Raw genomic sequence first — 19,993 nt, 5'->3', positions numbered from 1 at the left:
GTGGAGATCAAAAACCGAGTTTTTCCTGGAAACGGGACAGCAGCTGGGCGCAGTTGGCCCGGATGTGGATGAACTCATCCACGCCCGCCTGCCGGTATTGCTGCTGCAATTCCGGCGTGGCCGGGAGGCCGGCCAGAACTACCTGCGGCGGGTTGGGCCCGGCTTTCAGGAGGCCGGCCAGCACCGGCACCAACGCCGGGTAGGTCTCGTCGGTTGAGCAGATGACCACCAGGCGCGCCCCGGCGGCCTGGGCGGCGGCCGCAGCGGCCTGCGGGGTGTCGAAGCCGGGGTTGCTCTTGGCCTCGAAACCGCCGGCGGCAAAGAAGCCGGCGGTGAAATCCGCCCGCGCCGCATGCTGCTTGCGCGGGCCGAAATTCGCCAGGAACACGGAGGGCCGGGCGCCGGTGTTGGTCGCAAAGGCGTCGGCGCGACGGCGCAACGCCTCGAAGGGCTCGCTGCGGCGGCGACTGCGCAGCCGCGGCACCATGGTCTCGGCCGTCCGGCCGATGCCCAACACCTTGCCCACCTCGCCGAGGGTCGCGCCGTGCGCGAAGGCGTCGGTGAGCAACTTCATCTTGGTGGCCGGGGTCGCGGTCAGCAGTTGATCCAGGCGCGACATCACCTCGACATCCCGTTCGCACGGGGTCGCCTGGCGGTAGGCCGCCACCTGGCGGATCCGCCGGGCGGCCAGCTCGTCGTAATCCGGGAGATTGGACTCCGGCGCGCGTTCCTTGAGGTTCGGGTGCAGGTTCGTGCCGATGATGCCGTCCCGGCGCGACTCGACGGCAGTGAGCCGCTCGGCCGCCAGCCGGTCCACCGTCTCCTGCGGATAACCAGCCCGGATCGCCGCGGCCATGCCGCCACGCTTTTCGACTTCCTGGAACTGGGCCCAGGCCTTTGCCGCCAGCTGGCGCGTCAGGGATTCGACATACCAGGAGCCGCCCGCCGGATCGACGACCCGGCCGAGCTGGCACTCCTCCGCCAGGATGAGCTGGATGTTGCGCGCCAGGCGTCGCGAAAAATCATCGGGCACCTTGTGACACTCGTCGAAGGGCGCCACGTGCAGGCTCGCACAGCCGCCGATCACGGCCGCAAAGGCCTCGGTCGTCGTGCGCAGCAGGTTTACGTGCGGATCCAGCGCGGTCTTGTTCCACAGCGAGGTGCGGGCATGGCAGACCATCCGGGCCGACTCGGCCGGGGCCCCGGCCGCGGTGACCGCCCGCGCCCAGAGCAGGCGCGCGGCCCGGAACTTCGCGACCTCCATGAAGAAATGGGAGCCGCTCGAGAAGGTGAAGAGGAAGCGCGGCGCCGCGCGACCCGCCGTGATGTGGCGGTCCCCGAGCGCCCGCAGGTAGTCCACCCCCGTCGCCAGCCCGAAGGCCAGCTCGTGCACGGCGGACCCGCCGGCATCCGCCCAGTGGTTCGCTGCCACGCCGACGGTACGCAGGGCCGAGCCCGAGCGCGCCGCCCAGTCCGTGACCGCCGCCATGTCATCAAACGCGGACGCCAGCTGGCAGGGCAGCACGCCGCCGCCGAGCCATTCCGAATAGGGGTCAGACAGGATGCCGCCGTGCAACACGGAGGCCGGCTTGCCCTGTTCGGCGAGGGCGGCGACGAACATCGCGGTGATCGGCAAGGCCGAGACCCCGGCGGGGGCATAGACCGGCACCGCCGCGAGATCCACGCCGCGCAGGGCGCGCACCAGATCATCGAGCGTGGCCAGCGAGAGCCCGCAGCCCCCGACCTCACCCGGCCGCGCCTCCTGCGGGTCCAACCCGAGGCGCGTGGCGATGTCGAAAATCAGGTTCACCGCGTTCTGGCCGCGGTTGAGATCCATCAGCAGGGCGGCATTGAACTCCTCCGGCACGCCGTAGGGCAGTTCCTGGCAGACCCGCCAGCTCTGCGCCCGCGCCCCGAGCGCGTCGGCCCCGCGGCCGAACGGCGGCAGACCCGGCCACTCCCCGGCGGCATAACCTGCATCGGCTCGGGTGTAGATGGGTTGCAGATCGATGCCCTCGGGCGTGCGCGTGACGAGTTTCTTGTCAAAGGGCGCGCCCTCGAGCGATTCTTCGGCGAGCCGGCGCCAATCGGTGGGCGCAGGCGGCGGAAATTCGGCAAACAAGGGGGTCGTGGTGGTGTTTTTCATGGTCAGACAGAGACATCCTCGACGCGGACCTCATGGCGGTCGGATCCGATCGTGATGAAGAAATGATTGGGACCCGCCGCCAGGGCGCCGGGACGCGGGGAGGCGGCCGGGGCCGCGGGGGTGGCGGCCGGGGCCGAGAGCGTGACCGGCGCGGCGGGCGCCGGCGTCGGCGCGGGCGCGGGGGCGTGCAGCTTGGCGAATTCCTGCGGGAACATGGCGTGCAACACGCAGGCCTCGTCGTTGGTCGGCAGCTTCTTCTCCGCCAACTCGGCCCGGAGCTTGGCCATGCGCGGAGCCAGCGCATCGGCCGGCCGGCCCTCGATCGGCTGCTGGCCGGTCCGCTCGGCGATCAGTTTGAGCAGCTCCGGCGAAACGCGGCCCGGCGGCCGCCCATACTTGTTCAATGCAATGTCGGCCGCGGCGGGCACGATGGTCTTCCAGCGGCCGAACTTCACGTTCATCATCGCCTGGGTGCCGACGATCTGGGACGTCGGCGTGACCAGCGGGATCCAGCCAAGGCTGGCGCGCACAAAGGGGATCTCCAGCATCACCTGGTCGAACTTGTCGCTCATGCCCTGCTCCTTGAGCTGGTTGCGGAAATTCGAGAGCATGCCGCCCGGCACCTGGTAGCAGAGCGTGTCGCTGTCGACGCGCTCGTTGTCCGTCGAGGTGAACTTGCCCAGTTCCTGGTACACGCCGGTGAAGTACTGGCGCAGCTGGTGCAGCTTGGCCGTGTCAAAATCGGGCCGGCGCGGGTGGTTCTCCAGCAGGGCGATCATGCGCACCGTGTCGGGCTGCGCCGTGCCGTTGGCGAATGGCGTGATGGAAGTCTCCACGGCATCAACCCCGGCATCGATCGCCGCCATGTAAGCGGCCGCGCCGAGCCCGGCCGTGTCATGCGTGTGCAGCGTGATGGGCAGCCCCACTTTCGCCCGCAGCTGCGTCACCATCTCGGCGGCCACGCGGGGCGCGATGACGCCCGACATGTCCTTGATGCCGATCGAATCGCAGCCGAGCTCGCGCAGCTCCCGGCCCATGCGCACGAAGGCGTCGATCGTGTGCACCGGGCTGGTGGTGTAGCAGATCTCGCCCCGCGCATGCTTGCCGCAGGCCTTCACCGTTTTGATGGCGGTCACGAGGTTGCGCGTGTCGTTCAGCGCGTCGAAGATGCGGAAGATGTCCTGGCCCGCCGCCGCGTTGGCGCGCACGAAGGCCTCGACCACGTCGTCGGGAAACGAGGTGTATTGCACGATGTTCTGCCCGCGCAGCAGCATGATCTGCGGGGTGCGCGGGGCGGCCTGCTTCAGCGCCCGGAGCCGGTCGAAGGGATTTTCCCCCAGGAAACGCAGGCAGGCATCAATGGTGGCGCCCCCCCAGGTCTCGAGCCCGGCAAAGCCCATGCCGTCGAGGATTTTGGCGGCCGGCAGCATCTGCGCCGTCGTCATGCGGGTCGCGGCCAGCGATTGGTGGCCGTCGCGCAGGACGGTGTTGTTGAACAGGATAGGTTTCATGGGCGGGTCGAAGTGGCGGCACGCGCGCCCGGCGCTCCAATCACCCAAACACACCCGGACCATACCCTGACGACCACCTGGCGGGGTGCGAATTTGATGGAGAATGACGGGACGTCGCGTGCCATGAGCCGAGGATACCCGCCCCGGCCCGGCTGCACTCCGTGCATCTTGCCCAGCACTACGCACCGCTTGTGAGACCGCCGGCCAGCGCACCGCGCGGGCCCGGCTGCCTCACTTTTTTTCCGCCGGCCCCGCCGACTTGGCGGCCGCCGGATCCGCCACCCCGAGGAAGCGGATATCCTCCAGGTTCACCTTGTACTCCGGCGTGACCCGACGGTCGAGGCCGTCGGTGTTCTGCCCGAAGCGCGAGGATGCATAAGCCACCATGGCGGCGGCCTGCTCGGCGAAACTGTTGCCGGGGGCCCGCATGCTCATGCGGGTCACCCACTGCACCTTGGGCTTCTTCTCGCGCACGGTCCGCTTGAAGTCGTAGGCCGTGAGGATGACGTAATACCGGGGTTCCTCGATGTCCGCCATCAGCTCGTCGAACTTGCCGCCGCCACCGATCATGCGCTGGATTCCATCGGTTTTGTTGAGATCGCCGGCATAGCCCAGCAGGAAGGCGTTCTTGTCGTTCGCCTGGTCGCGGGAACGGTTGAACATGCCCTGAGTCATCAACGCCGACTCCAACTGGCTCTGCGCCGCCTGCCGCTGCATGTCCTCGGCGCTGCCGGTGAGATTCACCTCCGCCTCGGGCGCCGAGGCGGCATCGGTGGGGCTCACGATCGTCGGCGGTACCGCCGGACCCAGGTTGCTCAAATTGTTCATGGCCGCGAGCACGTTGTCGGTGCCGCTCCGGGCCGCGCCGTCCGTGAGGGGCGTGGTGCGCCCCCAGTTCACGACGACCAGCAGGTCGACCTTGTCCTTATCGGTGGCCGGAAAGTAGCCCTGCCGCGCCAGGTGTTCGGCCAGCACGGTGGCCAGCGCGACGAACCGCACCTTTTCCTGCGCGTTGTCCTGGATCGTGCCCTCGGCGGGCCCGCCGTTGGTCAGGGCGTAATACTCCCGCACCCATTTGCCGTCCGGGCCCTTCTTGCGTTTGTAGCCACTGTCGGTTTTGCCGTAAACGGACGTGAGCACGCCGCTTTCATCAGCCGCGTGGGCCGGGGCAAGGACCAGCCAGCTGGCCAGCAACAGGGTCAGGGGTTTCCAACAGGCAGGGGTTCGCATGGGTCGCGCATCCTGTGTCGTTCCCTGGATTTCGCAAACACGATCCCGGTCATCCTATTGCACATAATTCCCGCTTTCATTTCCCCGGCTTCGGGGTTTTCCTCGCCTTCCGCATGCGCCTCCTGGTCACCAACGATGACGGCATCAACTCCGTCTTCCTCCACGAACTCATCTTCGCCCTGAAAGCCGCCGGCCATGAGCTCTTCGTTGTCGCCCCGGCCAGCGAGCAAAGCTGGACCGGCGCCTCCAAGACCCGCGGCCGCCCGGTCAAATCCGCCGCCGTCGACCGCGGCTTCGGCTGCCCGACCTGGATCGTCGACGGCACCCCCTCCGACTGCGTCAACATCGCGCTCGCCCACCTCCTGCCGAAACAGGACGCCACGGGCCCTGAGCAAACCACGTGCGTCGAAGGGGTCGTCAGCGGCATCAACGTCGGCTTCAACTGCACCCTCGCCTTCATCATCGCCAGCGGCACGGTCGCGGGCGCCTGGGAGGGCGCCCTGCACGGCCTGCCGGCGATGGCGCTCTCCCAAGACGTCTCCGAGGAAACCTACTACCGGCTCAAGGAGCACGGCAGCGTGCCGGAGGGGGAACTGCTGGCCACCCTCCGGATCTCGGCCACCCACGCCGCCCGCCTGGCGACGGAGCTGCTCGCCACCACCCCGCCCCGCAGCTTCACCGTCCACAACGTCAACTTCCCCCACCCGTGCCGGCCCGACAGCGAGCTCCGGCGGACGGTGCCTGCGCATTTCTTCGTACCCGGCCTGTTCACGCCCGCGGATGACCAGGGCCGCCATCAGCTGATCTGGACGGAAGGCGAAGACGTTTCTCCCCCGGAGCCCCTCACTGATTTGAAGTGCCTCGAGGCCGGCGCGATCAGCCACACCGTCCTCGACTACCGGAAACTGGGTCACAGCTGACGGATCTTAACCCGGCGGGGGGATCTCAGGCGGTCTTCTTCGCCCGTAGCACCGCCCTCTCCTCCGACGTCAGGTACGAAATCTCCAGCGCGTTCCGCTGCGCCTGCGCAATCTCCGCGGCGGTGAGCCCGGCCGCCGGCGCGGCGACCCGGTATTCATGCCGGAGATCAATCCCGCTGATCACCGGGTCGTCGGTGTTGATCGTGGCCAGCAGCCCGTGGGCAAGGAACGGCTTCATCGGGTGTGCCCCGAAGCTCGGTACCGTGTTGGTCTGCACGTTGCTCGTGAGGTTGATCTCCAGCCCGATCCGCTGCGCCCGCAGGTGCTCCAGCAGGCGGGGATCGTCAATCGCCCGGATGCCGTGCCCGATGCGCGTGGCCCCGAGCTGCTGCACGGCCGCCCACACGCTCGCCGCACCTCCGGCCTCGCCCGCATGCACCGTGATTGCCCAGCCCGCATCCCGGCCGCGTTTGAAGTGTTCGATGAACAGCTCCGCCGGGAAATTTTTCTCATCACCTGCGAGGTCGAGCGCGACCAGGTGCTCCCGCTGGGTCAGCAGTGCCTCCAGTTCGATCCGGCAGGCCTCCGCTCCGAAGGTGCGGCTCAGGATGCCGATCAGCTTCACCGGCAGGCCCGTCTGCGCCCGCCCCTCCGCGATGCCGGCCACCACCGCCTCGACCACCTTGACCGGGTCCAACCCGTTCGGGCCGGCCATGAAATACGGGCTGAACCGCAGCTCGAGGTAATCGATCCCCTCGGCGTGCGCGTCCTCGACGTTCTCCCGCGCGATGCGGCGGCAGGCGTCATAATCGCCGAGGACGGCGATCATCCAGTGCAGCTTGTTGAGCCACGTCACCAAATCGGGCATCACCCCTTCCACCTGCACGTGCGGGCGCAGGGTCTCAAGCGTGTCGCCGGGCAGGCGGATGTTGTGCTGCCGGCCGAGGTCGAGGATGGTCTGCAGGCGCACGTTGCCGTCCAGGTGGCGGTGCAGGTCGATGAAGGGGAGCGTGGGGTCCATGAGTCGTTCAGCCGAGCGCGGCGTGGATCTGCCGCGCCCGCGCATGGTGCCGGGCGATCAGGCCGTCGAGGTCGAGATCCGTGAATCGCCCCTGCGTTATCCGCACCCGGCCGCCGACCACCAGGCTGTCCACCTGGCGCGCATAACACAGCAACAGCGCGTCCACCGGATTCTCGCAGCCGCTGGAAAACAGATCGACGGCCGGCCAGATCGCCAGATCGGCGCATTTGCCCGGTGCCAGCGAACCAAGGTCCGGCCGCCGCAGAATCGCGGCGCCGCCGGAGGTGCCGATCGCCAGCGCATCCATCACCGACATCGCCTCCGCGCCGTACTTCACGCGGCACAGCATGAGCGCCTGACGCAGCTCGCCCAACACGTGGCCGGAATCGTTCGAGGCGCTGCCATCCACCCCGATCCCCACCTTGGCGCCGGCCCGCTGCAGGTCGGTAACCCGGCAGATGCCGGACCCGAGGCGCATGTTGGCGTACGGGCAGTGACTGACGCCGATCTTCCGTGCCCCGAGCCACGCCACCTCCTCATCCGTGAAATGGATTCCGTGCGCATACCACACGCCCTCGAAATCCCAGCCGCAGTCGGCGAAATACTCAACCGGCCGGCGCCCGAACTTCTCCCGCGAGAACACATCCTCGTCCACCGTCTCGCCGCAATGGCTGTGCAGCCCGAGTCCGTGCTCGCGCGCGTAAGCGGCCGAGAGCTTCAACAGTTCGCCACTGCACGAGGTCGCCGCACAGGGCGCGAGGAAGACCTGCCGGAAGCTGCCCGGTTTCGGATCGTGGAAATCCCGGTGCAAGCGGACGACATCCGCCATGATCTCCTCCGCCGTCTGGATCGCCCAGTCGCCGATCAGCTTCGACGGCACGTCCATGCTGCCGCGCGCACAGTGAAACCGCACACCCAGTTCCTCCGCCGCCCGAAACTGCGCGGCAAAATTGTCCCCGCTGCCCGCGGGCACGACATAGTGGTGGTCCGAGGTGGTCGTGCAGCCCGTGAGCATCATCTCCGCCATCGCCAGCTTCGAGGCGAGGTGCAGGTCGTCGGCCGTGAACGGCCGCCAGAGCTTGTTCATGTGCGCCAGCCAGGGCAGCAGCGGCAGGTTGTTGCCCGGCGTGTAGGCGCGGGCCATCGTCTGGTAGAAATGGTGGTGCGTGTTCACCAGCCCCGGCGTCGCGATGCCGCCCCGCGCATCCAGCACCTCGGCCCCAGCCACTGCGGGCGGAAGCCCCGTGCCGGTGGCCGTGACAAACCCGTCCTCCGCGAGCAACCATGCATCCCGCAACACGGTGCGGGCCGCATCCAGGGTGACGAGATAACCGATGTTCTTGACGAGCAGCGTAGGCATGGGATTCAGGCGACTTCGTCCTCAGCCCGCGGCACCAGGATGAACTTGGCCAGCAGAAAAATCACCGCCGCCAGCGCATAACCGGCTGCGGCCGCGCCGGCCGGGAACAGGGACCGGCCGGGCGTCCATTGTCCGGTCAGCCAGGACAGGAGCGGCAGGTCGATGACCGTGTCGCGTCCGGTCAGGGCGTAGGAATGCATCAGCCCCGCCAGCGCCAGCCCCGCGCCGATGGCGCACCAACCGGCCGCCCGCAGCCACGCCCGGTCCACGATGGCCACCACCACGGCCGCCCAGATCATGGCCGAATACAGAAAACCCTGTTCCAGGGCGAAGCCGCCCCCGAGGTAGGCGCCCGCCGCATGCGCATTTGCCACCAGCGCCGCGTCCAGCGTCGCCCCGCCGGCCCCGACCGTGGTCTTCACGATCAGCATCACCCAGGCCGCCAGGGCGGGAAACAGGCCGATGATGACGGCCGGGTAATATTTCTGCTCCGTCACCTCAAAGGCCTGGGCCGCGATGATCGTCCCGATCCAGAAGATGATCGCGATGCCCGCCTCGGCCGGGATCAGCCAGGTCAGCGCCGCCATTGAGCCGGTCAGGCAGACGAGCGTGATGAAGATGCCGTTCAACGCCGAATAACCCGCCCGGGCCCCGAGCTTTTTCCACGCCGGGTGCCCGATGTAGATTGAGGTCGGGAAGGGCGACCCGAAGCATGCCGCTGCCAGCGTGCCCAGGCCGCTGACCACCAGGCTGGGTGTCGCCGGATAATTGTCCCCGGCCGCGGCGGCCGACTCGATGTTCTGCAGCGAGGCGAGCACGCCCAGCAGCCCGATCGGGATCACGACCGAGAGGTAGGCCAGGATATGCCCCCCGGAGAACGCCGCCCAGAGTTCGCCCAGCACCGGCACCGGCCAATAGACCTGCAGGTGCGCCAGCGGCCGCGCGTCCGGACCGCCCACCGGGGCCAGCCCTGTGGCCCACGCCAGCGCCGTGCCCACCGCGAGGATCACGACCGTCGCCGGCAGCCCCCCGCGGAATTTCATCCGGCCAAAGAAAACGATGAAGACGAGCACCAGCATCACCAGCCCGACCACCGGCGCGGCAAAGGCCTGGAAGAGGAAGGACAGCCCGAGGAAGCCCAGCCCCACCCCACCGAGGGTCGCCAGCATCGCCGCTGGCGGCGTGTGCTTGCGGATCTTTTCCGCGAAGAACGAGCAGCCGAATTCCAGGAGGCCCCCAAGGAAACAGGCCACGAGCCCGGCGTGCCAGGCGAAGCGCTCGGGGTCCGCCATGCCCTGCGCGAGGGCCAGCTGTTTCGCTGGGAGCATCACGAGAAACACATGCGCGAACAGCCCCGGCGTGCTGATACCGTAGGGCAGCGCGGTGACGTCGGTGCGGCCTTCGCGCTTCGCCAGCTGCATCGCCTGCCACGCATAGAAGATATTGCCGACAAGGAACGAGATCGCGACGCCCGGCAGGATGCGCCCGTAGATCAGCTCCGGCGAGAATCCGAGCACCCCGGTGCACAGCGGCGCGAGGATGAGCAACTGCACCAGGTTGTTGATGAACGCGACGACGAATCCCTCGCCGTCCCCGCGGGAGAACCACTTCATGCGCGGGCCTCCGCCAAACACCCCGTGAAATAAACCGTCCACCGCGCCGCGGCGTGCGCCGCTTTCTGCCCGAGCAACCGGTAGTCGTTGCCGGGATTCGACTGCGTGCGATTGCTGCCGGCGCGGAAGACGAGGTGCGGCACACCCAGCTGCGTGCACACCTGCGCGATGGCCGCGCTCTCCATTTCCATGATGTCCGGGTTCAGTTTCTTTTTCATGTCGGCGATCTTCTCGTCCGACACGCCAAACAGATCGCTGGCCGTCACCACACCTGTCAGCACGCGCGGCACGTAGGTGCGGCCGTTGGCCGTGACCGGCTCCGCCGTGTAGCCTTTGATCGACGCCTTCGCCAATTTCAACAGGCGCGGGTCGGGCTTGTAGTACCAGTGCGTCATCTGCCCGGGCAGCGGTCCCCGGACCTTGCGGTAGACCATGCCTTCCTGGGTCAGGCTGCCGGCCGCGTGATGGATCGTCTTGGTCGAGATGATGGTGTCGCCGGTCTCGATGCGCGGGTTGAAGCGCGAGCCCGTGCCCGACACGAGCACCTCCGCCGGCTTAAATTCCCGGATGAAGAGCGCGGTCACCATGGCCGCGTTGGTCACGCCGACCCCCGTGACGGTAGTCACGACCCGCCGGCCCCGGAGCACGCCGGTGACATACGGGAAACAGGCCAGCCGGCCGGTTTTGGGTCGCTTGATGTGGGCCTGGATCAGCCGGATCTCCGACGGCATGGCACTCAGGATCAGCGTGGGAGCAGGCGTGGAGGCGGGCATGGTGCGATCCTAAGCAAGACCCTTACCAAATGCAGGGATATTCCCCGCCCCTTTCACCGGCCTCCCGCCGCCGCGCCCGTCTGGTAGCCGGCGCGCACCGCCGCCCAGTCGGCCGCCGTGAACCCGACCGCCGGTTGGCGCCGCTGCAGCTTCTCGATCGAGCGTCGGAAACGCGCGAGGTTCCGCTCCTGCCACGCGCCCGGCGGCGCGATCAGCGCCTTGTCGAAATCGATCAGGTGATACGCGCCGCGCCCGTCGCGCAGGACGTTGCTCACATTGATGTCGTCGTGCCGCACGCCCTCCGCCTGGAAACGCGCCAGCAATGCCCCGACCTTGCCCCACTCCTCCCGGGGCAAGGCCCCGGCCGCCAGCAACGCGCCAAGCGGCGTCGCCCCCTCGATGCGCTCCGTGATCAAATCGCCGTGGTAAACCAGCCCGCTGCGCGTCACTCGCGCCGCGATCGGCCGCGGCACCGGCAGGCCCTTCGCGCGCAGCTCGGCCAGCAACCGCCACTCCCGCCACGGCCTCGTCTGCTCGAGCCCCTGCCACCAATAGGCGTCGCGATTGACGCGCCCCATCCACCCGCCGCGCCGGTAGCGGCGCAGCACCCACACCGCCGGGCCGGCGCGGAAAAAATAAACCGTTCCCCGCCCTTTCGCGGTGTCGACGACGAGTTGCTGACGCTGCAGCCATTCCGGCTCGAAATGATCCGCCGTGATCCCTGGCGTCGCCGCGCGGTCAAAGAGCAGTTGGACGTCGCGCGGCATGCTCGGGGTGGTTGGTCCGTGCGCCCGCGGATCAGCGGCCCGCGCGCTGGTAATGCCGGTGCACGCCGGAGCGGCGGTGCTGCTCCCACGCGAGTACATAGCCCCGCGCCTTCAGCCAGGCGTCGATGGTCGTGCCGTCGGGCATGAGGTCGCGGCCGCCCTTGTTGTGGACCTCCATGATGATCTCCCGCGGCCGGCCCGTGGCGATCAGGCCTTCGGCGCCGGCGAGCATCTCGCCCTCCGCGCCCTCGATGTCGATCTTGATGACGTCGGGCGGCTGGCCGGTGGTCTGCGCAAAGGTCGTCGCGGTCGAGAGCTTCACGCTGATGCTGCCCTCCGCGCCCTTGGTCTCGGCGATGGAGTGACGGCCGTCCCCCGTGCTGCCGCGCACGAACAGCGCGGCCTCACCCTCGGAGCGGCCTAGCGCCACCTGGTGCGGGGTCACGCGGTCCTGCACGCCGTTCAGGCCGATGTTGCGGGCCAGCTCGCCAAAATTGCGCGGCTCCGGCTCGAAGCTGTGCACGCGGCAGCCGCGACCGGCCGGATGCAGCGCCAGGATCATGCTGATCAGGCCGATGTTGGCGCCGACGTCATAGACCGTGTCACCCGGCCGCACGTGGTCGAGCAGCCGCTGCATGAGCGCCGCCTCGAGCTCGAAGCCATAGGCCCGGGTGATCTCGCGCCGCGCCTCGATCCCCAGCACCACCGGACAGCCGAACAACACCGTCGTCAGCTGGTAGGGCCGACCCAACAGACGGCTCCAGAGGAAGCCCGCCTCGACGGTGAGCCTCGCGCCCAAGCCAGGCGCAGCGGGACGGGAAGGTGTGGTAGGGTCGGATGTCATGAAGAATGAAGAAAAGGTCCGGGTCTGGATTTAAGGTCTCAGGTCTTTGGTTTCAGGTCTCTCACTGTCTCGGTCACCGCCCCTTGGCACGACCAAAAACCGCCGCCTGCAGCTGCCGCAGGCTGCGCCGGATGCGCTTCATGCCACCCTCCTGGTAGCGCCCCTTGTGGAGGTGCTTGATCCGGTAAACGCCGGGCACCTCGATCGGCACACCTTGGGTGCGCAGCAGCCACCGGAAGGTCCGGTCCTCATAAGTCTTCCGCCAGTGCTCCACCGGCTCCCGGTAGTAGGCGATGGCATCGCAATAGCCGGCGAGCCGGGCGATGTCGCCATGCACGATCTGCAGCGGCCCCACGGCCTTTTTGATCCCAAACGGCTCGAACTGCGCCGGATCGATCTGCACCAACCCCGGCTCGTCCGCCGCCGCCAGCAGCACCGGGTCGTCCTCCCGGAGCATGCGCGTGCAATGCTCCACCTGGGGATAAAGCAGCCGGTCCCGCCGGCCCTGCAGGCGCGCCGCCAGCGTGTCGAGGCAACCGTCGAGGAACAACAGATCGCAATCCGTGAACCAGATCCAGTCGGCCCGCGTCGCCTTCGCCGCCGCGTTGCGCCCGATGGCCCGGCGCAGGAGCCGGTTCCGCTCCAGCGGCCGCCAGTCCCAGGTCACACCCGGCACCTGCCGTCCGGCGAAATGCTCCAGCAGCCGCACCGTCTTCCGGTCCTCCGGGCAGTGATAGACCGTCATCCGCACGTCGATCGCCGTCGGCGGGTGCAGCACCAGCGAACTGAGCTGGTAGGCCTGCAAATGCGCGTAGTTCCAGCAATGGCTCACCACTTCCAAGGTCAGCCTACCGGTCCGCCCCGGCAACTGGTCCGGCCGCGGCAATTCCGGCTGGTAGAAACCCGCCGGGATGAGTCCGCTCGCCGCCACCCGGTAGTAATTCTCCCGGATAAAATCCAGGCGGGAGACGCGGGCGGGCGCGGGCGTTTGGGACATGGGTGAGGGGGAGTCGGAGGCCGGATCCCCGGGCGGGGCCGACGGCGAGCACGCACCAAAAATGCCGGGGCGTCAAGGTGGAGCCCGACCTCCGATCGGGCTTCGGCCTGCACCCTGCAGGCTTCGGCGAATCCAACCTGCGCGGCCTGGCGTCCGACGCCTCCGGCGCAGGAGGAAGGTCAGGCTACATCCTCAGGCCCTGGCCGACCGCAGCAAATCTTTGCCACCGCCGTGCCTTTGTGCATCCTCCGCCCTTCCATGATCGAAGTCGAAAATCTGACCCGCGTCTTCCGCACCTACAAGAAGCAGCCCGGCTTCTGGGGCGGCGTGAAGGGCCTCTTCCACCGGGAGTTTGAGGAGACCCGCGCGGCCGACAATATCAGCTTCTCGATCAAGGAGGGTGAGTTCGTCGGCTTCCTCGGCCCCAACGGCGCGGGCAAGACCACCACGCTCAAGATGCTTTCGGGCCTCATCTACCCGACCTCCGGCTCGGCCCGGGTCGCCGGCTTCGATCCCTCCAAGCGCGAAAACGCCTACCGCCGCCTCTTCGCCCTCGTGCTCGGCCAGAAAAACCAGCTCTGGTGGGACCTGCCTGCCCAGGAATCCTTCACCCTCATCCGCGCCATCTACGGCCTGCCGCCCGGCCCGTTCAAGGAGACGCTCGACGAGCTCGTCACCCTGCTCGGCGTCGGCCCCAAGCTCAACGTGCAGGTCCGCGAACTCTCCCTCGGCGAGCGCATGAAGATGGAGCTGATCGCCGCCCTGCTCCACCGCCCGCGCGTGCTCTTCCTCGACGAGCCCACCATCGGCCTCGACGTCATCTCGCAGAAGGCCGTGCGCGAGTTCCTGCGCAGCTACAACCGCCGCCACAAGACGACGATCCTGCTCACGAGCCACTACATGGCCGACATCACCTCGCTCTGTGAGCGCGTGATCGTCATCGACCACGGCAAGAAGATCTACGACGGCGACCTCGACCGCATCGCCGGCGCCGGCGCCGGCCAGCGCATCATCAAATTCCGGCCCAGGGCCGCCTTGAGCATCGTCGAAGGGACCCCCGCCCCCTTCGGCCCCGGCTGGAAACCCGCCCACGGCGAGGCCAAGGTCGGCGAGGACGGCGAGATCCTCCTCCACGTCCCCAGCGCCCACGTCACCGAGGTCTGCTCCCAGATCCTCGCCCAGGGCCCGGTCGACGATATCACGATTCAGGACGTCCCCCTCGAGGATATCATCAGCGAACTCTTCACCCGCGGCGTGACCGCCGTGCCCGTCCCGAGCACCCCGTAGGCCAGGATGGTCTCGCGCCGCCGCGCAAACACCGGCCCCGGATCAAGGTGGAACCTGACCTTCATCCTACGCCGAGACCACGGACGACAGGTCGGGCAGGTTGGATCGCCTGCAGCCCCGCGCCATGAGCCAAGCCCGCCTCAGGCGCAGGCCTTCTCTCCTGCGACCGCGCGGACCGTGTTCCCCTCACGCCACTGGCAGTGGACCAGCAGGCTGCGGCGGACCTTCGGGATCCCGCGCTCGCCGGCCCGGACCTTCGACAGGACCAGGTCCACGGCGGCCTTGCCGATCTCGTCGGAATTCTGGTCGATGCCGGCCCAGGTGCCGGTCGCGGGCGTGACGTCCAGCGACACCAGGCCGATGTCCCGCGGACAATTCATGCCAGCCTCCGCCAGCCATTCCCGCATGCGGTTGGGCTGGTTGCGGAAGGTCGAGAGCGTCAGCACGCAGTCCACCCGGTGCGCGCGCACCCACGCCACGAAGGCGCCGGGGGCGAGCTTCTCCGGCAGGAAGGGCGGGATCGCGGCCACGGCGCTGTTCTCGGCGGGCAGGGCCGCGTAGCCGTTCGCCCACCCGTGGTTCGTAATGGAATTCTGGTAGCTCTCGATCGCGAGGCCGATGCGGCGGTAGCCTTGCGTGGCGAGCACCCGGCCCGCCAGCAACACCGCCTGCGTGTGGTCGCTCACCACGCAGTCGAGCTGCGGGTCCTGCACCATGTGTCCCACCGGCACCGTCGCAAAATGCTCCCACGGCAGCACCAGCTCGAAGGGATCCTTTGGGAAGGCGGCCAGCAGGATGCCCGTGATGCCCCGGGCCTTCAGAATCTCGCCGAGGCGGCGGCCCGTCATGCCGCGCGAGGTCATGGCAAACTCCGTCACCCCGAACCCGAACAGCGCGGCCTGGTCCCGCGCGGCCGACCAATGGCGGCAGAGCGTGGGCGTGTCCCGCCATTCCTGCACGTCGTCGTAGGGCGTGATGTACGCCAGCGTGCCGAGGTGGTGGTTGGGCGCGCCGCGGCGCGTCGAGCGCATCACCTCGCCGAGCAGGGGATTGTAGCGATAACCGAGCGACTCGACGGCGGACAGCACGCGTGTCTCGCTCGACTTGGAAACACCCACGGCCCGCGTCAGGCAACGCGAGGCCGTGGAAATGGAAACGCCGGCTTTGGCCGCGACGTCCTGCAGGGTCACTTTCCCGTGGGGGGTAATGGAAAGCATGGAATACTAGTGCGCCCGGCCCGCGACCCGGTCAAGCCCGGGGACCCCTTCCTGCAACGTTTGCAGTAGGTGTTATTGGCTGGTTAAAGCGCGGCTATCCCCGCGGATCGGATGTAGGGCGGGATTTCCAAATCCCGCCGGTATCAGGCGAAGGCGGGGTTCGGAGATCCCGCCCTCCGGTTCAATCCGTCATCTTGATCTCGAAATCCTTGGACTCGTTGCGCACGGACGGCACCTGCGCCCGGATCAGGCTCAGGCTGCCGCCGGCGTCCTCGCGGATGAACAGGTCGGGGCGGCCGGGGGCGCCGAGGCCGGAGCCGCTCACCTTCACATCCTCCAGCACCGCGGCGGACAAGGTCCCCTGTCCTTTCGCGCGGCCGGGGCCGACGACCGTGATGCCGTCGGAAATGCTGTCGCGGATCTCTAGCCCGCTGACCTGCAGCCCCGCGATGCTGCGGCGGTCCATGCAGATCTGGAGCGACCCGCGCCAAGCCCATGAGTGGTCGTAACCGCCGCAGCGCACCAGCCGGTTGTTCCGCACCACCGTCGTGCCGCTGAAGTTGTTGTCCACCTTCCCCGCCTCGTCGGCGGTCGGGAAGGTCGTGCTGACCAAAATGCCGCAACCGGTGGCGATGTCGGTGAACAGGCAGTCCTCGATGCGGTTGTCGGCGCCGCCGTAGAGCGAGGCGCCGTTGGCCAGGAACGTGAGCTGGCCGGTCGAGCGCCGGATCACATTGTGGCCGGGCTTTCCCGCCCGCTCGTCAAAGCCCTGGTCCGACGGTGCGGGCCACACGGCGAAACAATCGTCGCCCGTGCCGCGCGCGGTGCAGTTGTCCACCACGGCGCGGCTCGTCCCGACGCAGAAGTTGACGCCGTCGGCGAGCAGGTTGCGGAAGCGGCAGCCCTCGATGAGGAGGTTCACGCCATTGTAGACCCACACGCCCGCCTTGGTGTGCTCGATCCAGATCCGGGACACCACGGCGTCGGTGCAACCGGCGCCGACGATGCCGTCGTTGGGCTCCTGGTCATTGCGGTAGTTGAGGTGGCCGAAGATCGCGAAATCCGCGAGCCGCATGCCGGTGCCGGTCAGCTTGAACCGCACGCGCCGGCCCGCCTGCGCGTAGAGCGCCTCGTCCCCCGCGAAGGTCGTGTGCCACATGCCCGCACCCTGGATCGTGACCGCGGACGGCACGATGATGTCGCCGGTGATCTTGTAGTCGCCGGGCGGCACCCACAACGTGCCGCCGTCCTTCGCCACGGCGGCGACACCCTGGAGCAGGGCCGCGGTGTCGTCGGCCACGCCGTCGCCCCGCGCGCCGAAATCGAGCAACGACTGCGAGCCGGCGGGCCGGGCCAGCGGGGCCGGCACGAGTTCGAGGTCCACGAGGTCGAGGACACAGGCGATGCCGTCGTCGGCCGCCTTCTCGAGGCGCACGACATCACCCCGGCCAATCTCCAGGTTCTTCACGCGCAGCTCGTCGTAGAAATTCCGCGGCTTGCCCTGCGCCGGGTCGTTGGAAAACGGGTAGTTTCCGTAGAGCCACATGTTCCGCGAGGTCAGCGCCAGCTCCCGGATGAAGCGGCCGTTGACCAGCAGGCGGAGCGCTGTGTCAGTGCCGCCACCCGCGGGGGCGTCGGGCAGGTGGTAACGGAGCACGAGGGCATTGGCCGCGAGGGGAGCCGCGAACTCGACATGGCCCCCGGCGCGGGCGACTTGCACGGCCTGCTGGCCGGACGCCTCCGTCTCCACGCGATGCGGCGCATAGACCGGCCCAACGAGCGTGCCGGTGCCGCTCATGGCCTCGGCCTCCACCGTGGTCCACGGCAGATCCGCGCCGATCGGGCTGGCGGTGACGGTGGCGGTGAGTCCAACGGCGCACAGCAGTAGGAGAATCAAACTCGCGGTGGAGCGCGTTGCCCCCAACGCGCTGGGGGCCGCACATTCCACCATCGCCTGCAAGCAGGCTCCAACATACGGAATCGGTTTCATGATGCTTTGGAATTGGCGACCTCGGCGACGTCAACCGTCACCGGCTCGCCGGGAGCGCAGGTCACGGTCTCGCCGGCGATCACGAAGACCGGGTGGCCACGGTTGAGCCGGTCGGGCGTGAGGGTGACGGCGGCCGGCGTGATGCGGATCCGGAAACGGTCGCCCTTGAATTCGAGGCCGAATTCCAGGGCCTGCCATTTCCGGTAGAGGCGCGGGTTGATGGTGACGCGGTCGCTCTCCACCTGCACGCCGCCGAAGCCGAGCACGGCCGTCATCCAGGCCCCGCCGTTGGCGGCCGGGTGTGAACCGCCCATGAAGATCGTACCCACGTAGACCTTGTAGCTGGCCAGGAGGTCGATCTGCGCGGTCTTAAGAAAATACTGGTAGGCGAAATCCAGGTCGCCGAATTCCGTGGCCACGAGCGCGTAGGCGCAGGCGCTGAGGCTGGAACCGTGCTCCGTGCGCGGCTCGTAATACTGCCAGTTCGCCTGCTTGATCGCGGCCGGGAAGCGGGCCTTGAAGAGGTTGAGCATCATCACCACGTCGGCCTGCTTGATGATCTTGGTCGGCACGGCGAGGCCCTGCCCCGCCCCGAGGTATTCGTTGGGGTGGACCATCTTGGTCCTCAGTTCCTCGACGGTGGCGTCGCGCAGCTTGAAATAGCCGTCGAACTGCTCGATCACGCCGGTCGCGCCGTCGGGGGCCGGGACATAGAGCCGGGCGGCGGCGTCGGCGAAGCCCGCCAGCTCGCCCGCGATCCCGATTTTCTCCAGCAGGGCCGCGAGCACCGCGGGGTGCCGCTGGCGGAGGTGCTCGACCGTGGCGCTGGCGATCGCGAAGGTCTCGCGCACCACCATGTTCGTGAAGGCGTTGTTGTTGACGCGCTCGTGGTATTCGTCGGGCCCGATCACATCCAGGATCTCGAAGCGGCCGCGGTCCTTCTTGAAGTGCGCATACGAGTAGTAGAACCGGGCGCACTCGAGGATGACCTCCGCCCCGCCCTGGACCAGCAGGGTGTCGTCCCCCGTGACCTTGAAATACTCCCACAGCGCGATGGCCACGTCGCCGCTGATGTGCACCTGCTTGTCGCGGAAATGCGTGCGGAGCTCCCGGCCCGTGATCGGGTCGCCGATGTTGAAATACGTGCAGGCGTCGTCGCCGCTGTCCTGGCTCTCCCACGCGTAGAAGGCCCCGCGGTAGCCCGGGCCCTCCGTGGCGGCCTTGCGGCGCGCACCGTCGAGCGTGCGGATGCGGTAGCGCAGCAGCTCCATCGCCTTCTCCGGGTACGCATGGAGGAAGAACGGGAACATGAACATCTCCGTGTCCCAGAAGACCGCGCCCTTGTAGACCTGCCCCGAGAGCGCGCGGGCCGGGATGGAGTTGGCGCTGCCATCCACCGGCGCGACCATGAGCAGCTGCAGGATGCTGTAGCGCAGCGCCAGCTGCGCCGCCTCGTCGCCCGCGATGACCACGTCGCCCCGCGCCCAGCGGCGCTGCCACTCGGCGTCGTGCTGCGCGAGGCAGCCCGCGTAACCCAGCCGGCGCGCGGCCTGCACGGCCTCGACCGCCGCAGCGATCGGGGCGGTCACGCGGTCATGGCCGGTGAACACCGCGAAATACTTCACCAGGGTGCAGGGCTGGCCGGCCCGGGCGCGCAGCCGGAACACGCGCAGGCTGCGATTCTGCTCGTTCAGATGGTCCTCGGCCCCGAGGTCCGCGGTCACGACCTCCGCCACGGCCACCGGCTTGCCCGCCTCGTGCGTCCGGCCCTCGACCGTGAGCACGTCGCCCCGCCGGCCGGCCGCGAGGCCGCGCAGGTGCGGGCCGTTCAGGTCCCAGATGTTGGCATCGATGCCGGTCCGGATCGTGAGGTCGGCGTCCTGGTCGCAGGTCACCGTGAACCGGATGACCCCGAGGTTGGGCCGGGCGGCGCTCAGGAACCGCGACGAGGCGAGCGTGACTTGCTTGCCCCCGGCCATGAAGACCGTCTCGCGCTCGAACAGCGCGTCGGCGAACTTCAGGGTCTGGCGGTGCGACGCCACCGCGGGGCCGGGCGCGGCCAGCTCCGCGCCGTCGACCGCCACGCGGGTGAACCCGCCGTTCGGCGCGTTGACGGGCTCGCGCCACGCCGCGCCCACCTGGTCGAAGAGGCCCGCCAGCGTGATGCCCACCGCTTCCTCGGGACCGGACTCGTCCAGCGTGCCGCGATAGCCCATGTAGCCGTTCGCGATCTGATAGACGTTGCCCCGGCGCAGGATGCTTTCCTTGCCGCCGGCACATTCCGTGGTGCTGATTTCCCAGAGGTGTTGCATTTTAA

At 68.3% G+C, this 19,993-nt stretch carries 15 protein-coding genes; 2 read left to right on the top strand and 13 right to left on the bottom strand.

Annotation, left to right across the window (positions count from 1 at the left end; translation table 11 throughout):
* Positions 1–7: 7 nt before the first annotated feature.
* From Verru16B_RS09565 to Verru16B_RS09555, 3 genes are all read right to left on the bottom strand, one after another.
* Complete coding sequence (locus Verru16B_RS09565) at positions 8–2,146, bottom strand: methylmalonyl-CoA mutase family protein (RefSeq protein WP_069962073.1); 2,139 nt, start codon at positions 2,144–2,146, stop codon at positions 8–10.
* A 2-nt stretch (positions 2,147–2,148) separates the two neighbouring features.
* A complete protein-coding gene (locus Verru16B_RS09560) occupies positions 2,149–3,657 on the bottom strand; it encodes a pyruvate carboxylase subunit B (RefSeq protein ID WP_069962072.1) in 1,509 nt (502 codons plus the stop codon).
* Positions 3,658–3,888: 231 nt separating this feature from the next.
* Positions 3,889–4,887: a hypothetical protein gene (locus Verru16B_RS09555; protein WP_157772363.1), complete on the bottom strand. Its 999-nt coding sequence runs from the start codon at positions 4,885–4,887 to the stop codon at positions 3,889–3,891.
* Between the two features lie 113 nt (positions 4,888–5,000).
* On the opposite strand from Verru16B_RS09555, the gene surE reads away from it, so the two are divergent.
* Entirely contained in the window at positions 5,001–5,807 is an 807-nt protein-coding gene (gene surE / locus Verru16B_RS09550) for a 5'/3'-nucleotidase SurE (RefSeq protein WP_069962070.1), read from the top strand.
* Between the two features lie 25 nt (positions 5,808–5,832).
* On the opposite strand, the gene add is transcribed toward surE, so the two are convergent.
* From add to Verru16B_RS09515, 7 genes are all read right to left on the bottom strand, one after another.
* The gene (add, locus tag Verru16B_RS09545) at positions 5,833–6,828 is read right to left on the bottom strand and encodes an adenosine deaminase (RefSeq protein WP_218918774.1); all 996 of its coding nucleotides are present in this window, start codon (positions 6,826–6,828) and stop codon (positions 5,833–5,835) included.
* A 7-nt stretch (positions 6,829–6,835) separates the two neighbouring features.
* The gene (locus tag Verru16B_RS09540) at positions 6,836–8,188 is read right to left on the bottom strand and encodes an amidohydrolase family protein (RefSeq protein ID WP_069962068.1); all 1,353 of its coding nucleotides are present in this window, start codon (positions 8,186–8,188) and stop codon (positions 6,836–6,838) included.
* 5 nt (positions 8,189–8,193) lie between these two features.
* Positions 8,194–9,801 (bottom strand): permease, encoded by a 1,608-nt coding sequence (locus tag Verru16B_RS09535; RefSeq protein WP_069962067.1) that lies wholly within the window; start codon positions 9,799–9,801, stop codon positions 8,194–8,196.
* Positions 9,798–10,574: a 5'-methylthioadenosine/S-adenosylhomocysteine nucleosidase gene (mtnN, locus tag Verru16B_RS09530; protein WP_069962066.1), complete on the bottom strand. Its 777-nt coding sequence runs from the start codon at positions 10,572–10,574 to the stop codon at positions 9,798–9,800. Before mtnN ends, Verru16B_RS09535 begins: the two co-directional genes overlap by 4 nt.
* Positions 10,575–10,627: 53 nt before the next feature.
* Complete coding sequence (locus Verru16B_RS09525) at positions 10,628–11,341, bottom strand: 3-deoxy-D-manno-octulosonic acid kinase (protein ID WP_069962065.1); 714 nt, start codon at positions 11,339–11,341, stop codon at positions 10,628–10,630.
* 31 nt (positions 11,342–11,372) lie between these two features.
* A complete protein-coding gene (locus Verru16B_RS09520) occupies positions 11,373–12,185 on the bottom strand; it encodes an FkbM family methyltransferase (RefSeq protein WP_083270243.1) in 813 nt (270 codons plus the stop codon).
* Positions 12,186–12,258: 73 nt separating this feature from the next.
* Entirely contained in the window at positions 12,259–13,182 is a 924-nt protein-coding gene (locus tag Verru16B_RS09515; protein WP_069962063.1) for a glycosyltransferase, read from the bottom strand.
* Between the two features lie 258 nt (positions 13,183–13,440).
* On the opposite strand from Verru16B_RS09515, the gene Verru16B_RS09510 reads away from it, so the two are divergent.
* Positions 13,441–14,469: an ABC transporter ATP-binding protein gene (locus Verru16B_RS09510; protein WP_069962062.1), complete on the top strand. Its 1,029-nt coding sequence runs from the start codon at positions 13,441–13,443 to the stop codon at positions 14,467–14,469.
* 140 nt (positions 14,470–14,609) lie between these two features.
* Here Verru16B_RS09510 and Verru16B_RS09505 read toward each other — a convergent pair whose 3' ends face one another.
* The 3 genes from Verru16B_RS09505 to Verru16B_RS09495 form a co-directional block, all read right to left on the bottom strand.
* Positions 14,610–15,686: a LacI family DNA-binding transcriptional regulator gene (locus Verru16B_RS09505; RefSeq protein WP_083270242.1), complete on the bottom strand. Its 1,077-nt coding sequence runs from the start codon at positions 15,684–15,686 to the stop codon at positions 14,610–14,612.
* Between the two features lie 181 nt (positions 15,687–15,867).
* A complete protein-coding gene (locus tag Verru16B_RS09500) occupies positions 15,868–17,676 on the bottom strand; it encodes a glycosyl hydrolase family 28-related protein (RefSeq protein WP_237023381.1) in 1,809 nt (602 codons plus the stop codon).
* Positions 17,673–19,988: a glycosyl hydrolase family 65 domain-containing protein gene (locus Verru16B_RS09495; protein WP_069962060.1), complete on the bottom strand. Its 2,316-nt coding sequence runs from the start codon at positions 19,986–19,988 to the stop codon at positions 17,673–17,675. Before Verru16B_RS09495 ends, Verru16B_RS09500 begins: the two co-directional genes overlap by 4 nt.
* Between the last annotated feature and the right edge of the window lie 5 nt (positions 19,989–19,993).

It is taken from the genome of Lacunisphaera limnophila (assembly GCF_001746835.1).
In the GTDB taxonomy this organism is placed as follows: Bacteria; Verrucomicrobiota; Verrucomicrobiia; order Opitutales; family Opitutaceae; genus Lacunisphaera; species Lacunisphaera limnophila.
The sequence above is the reverse complement of the archived record's forward strand: the minus strand, read 5'-3'. Positions and strand labels throughout refer to the sequence as shown.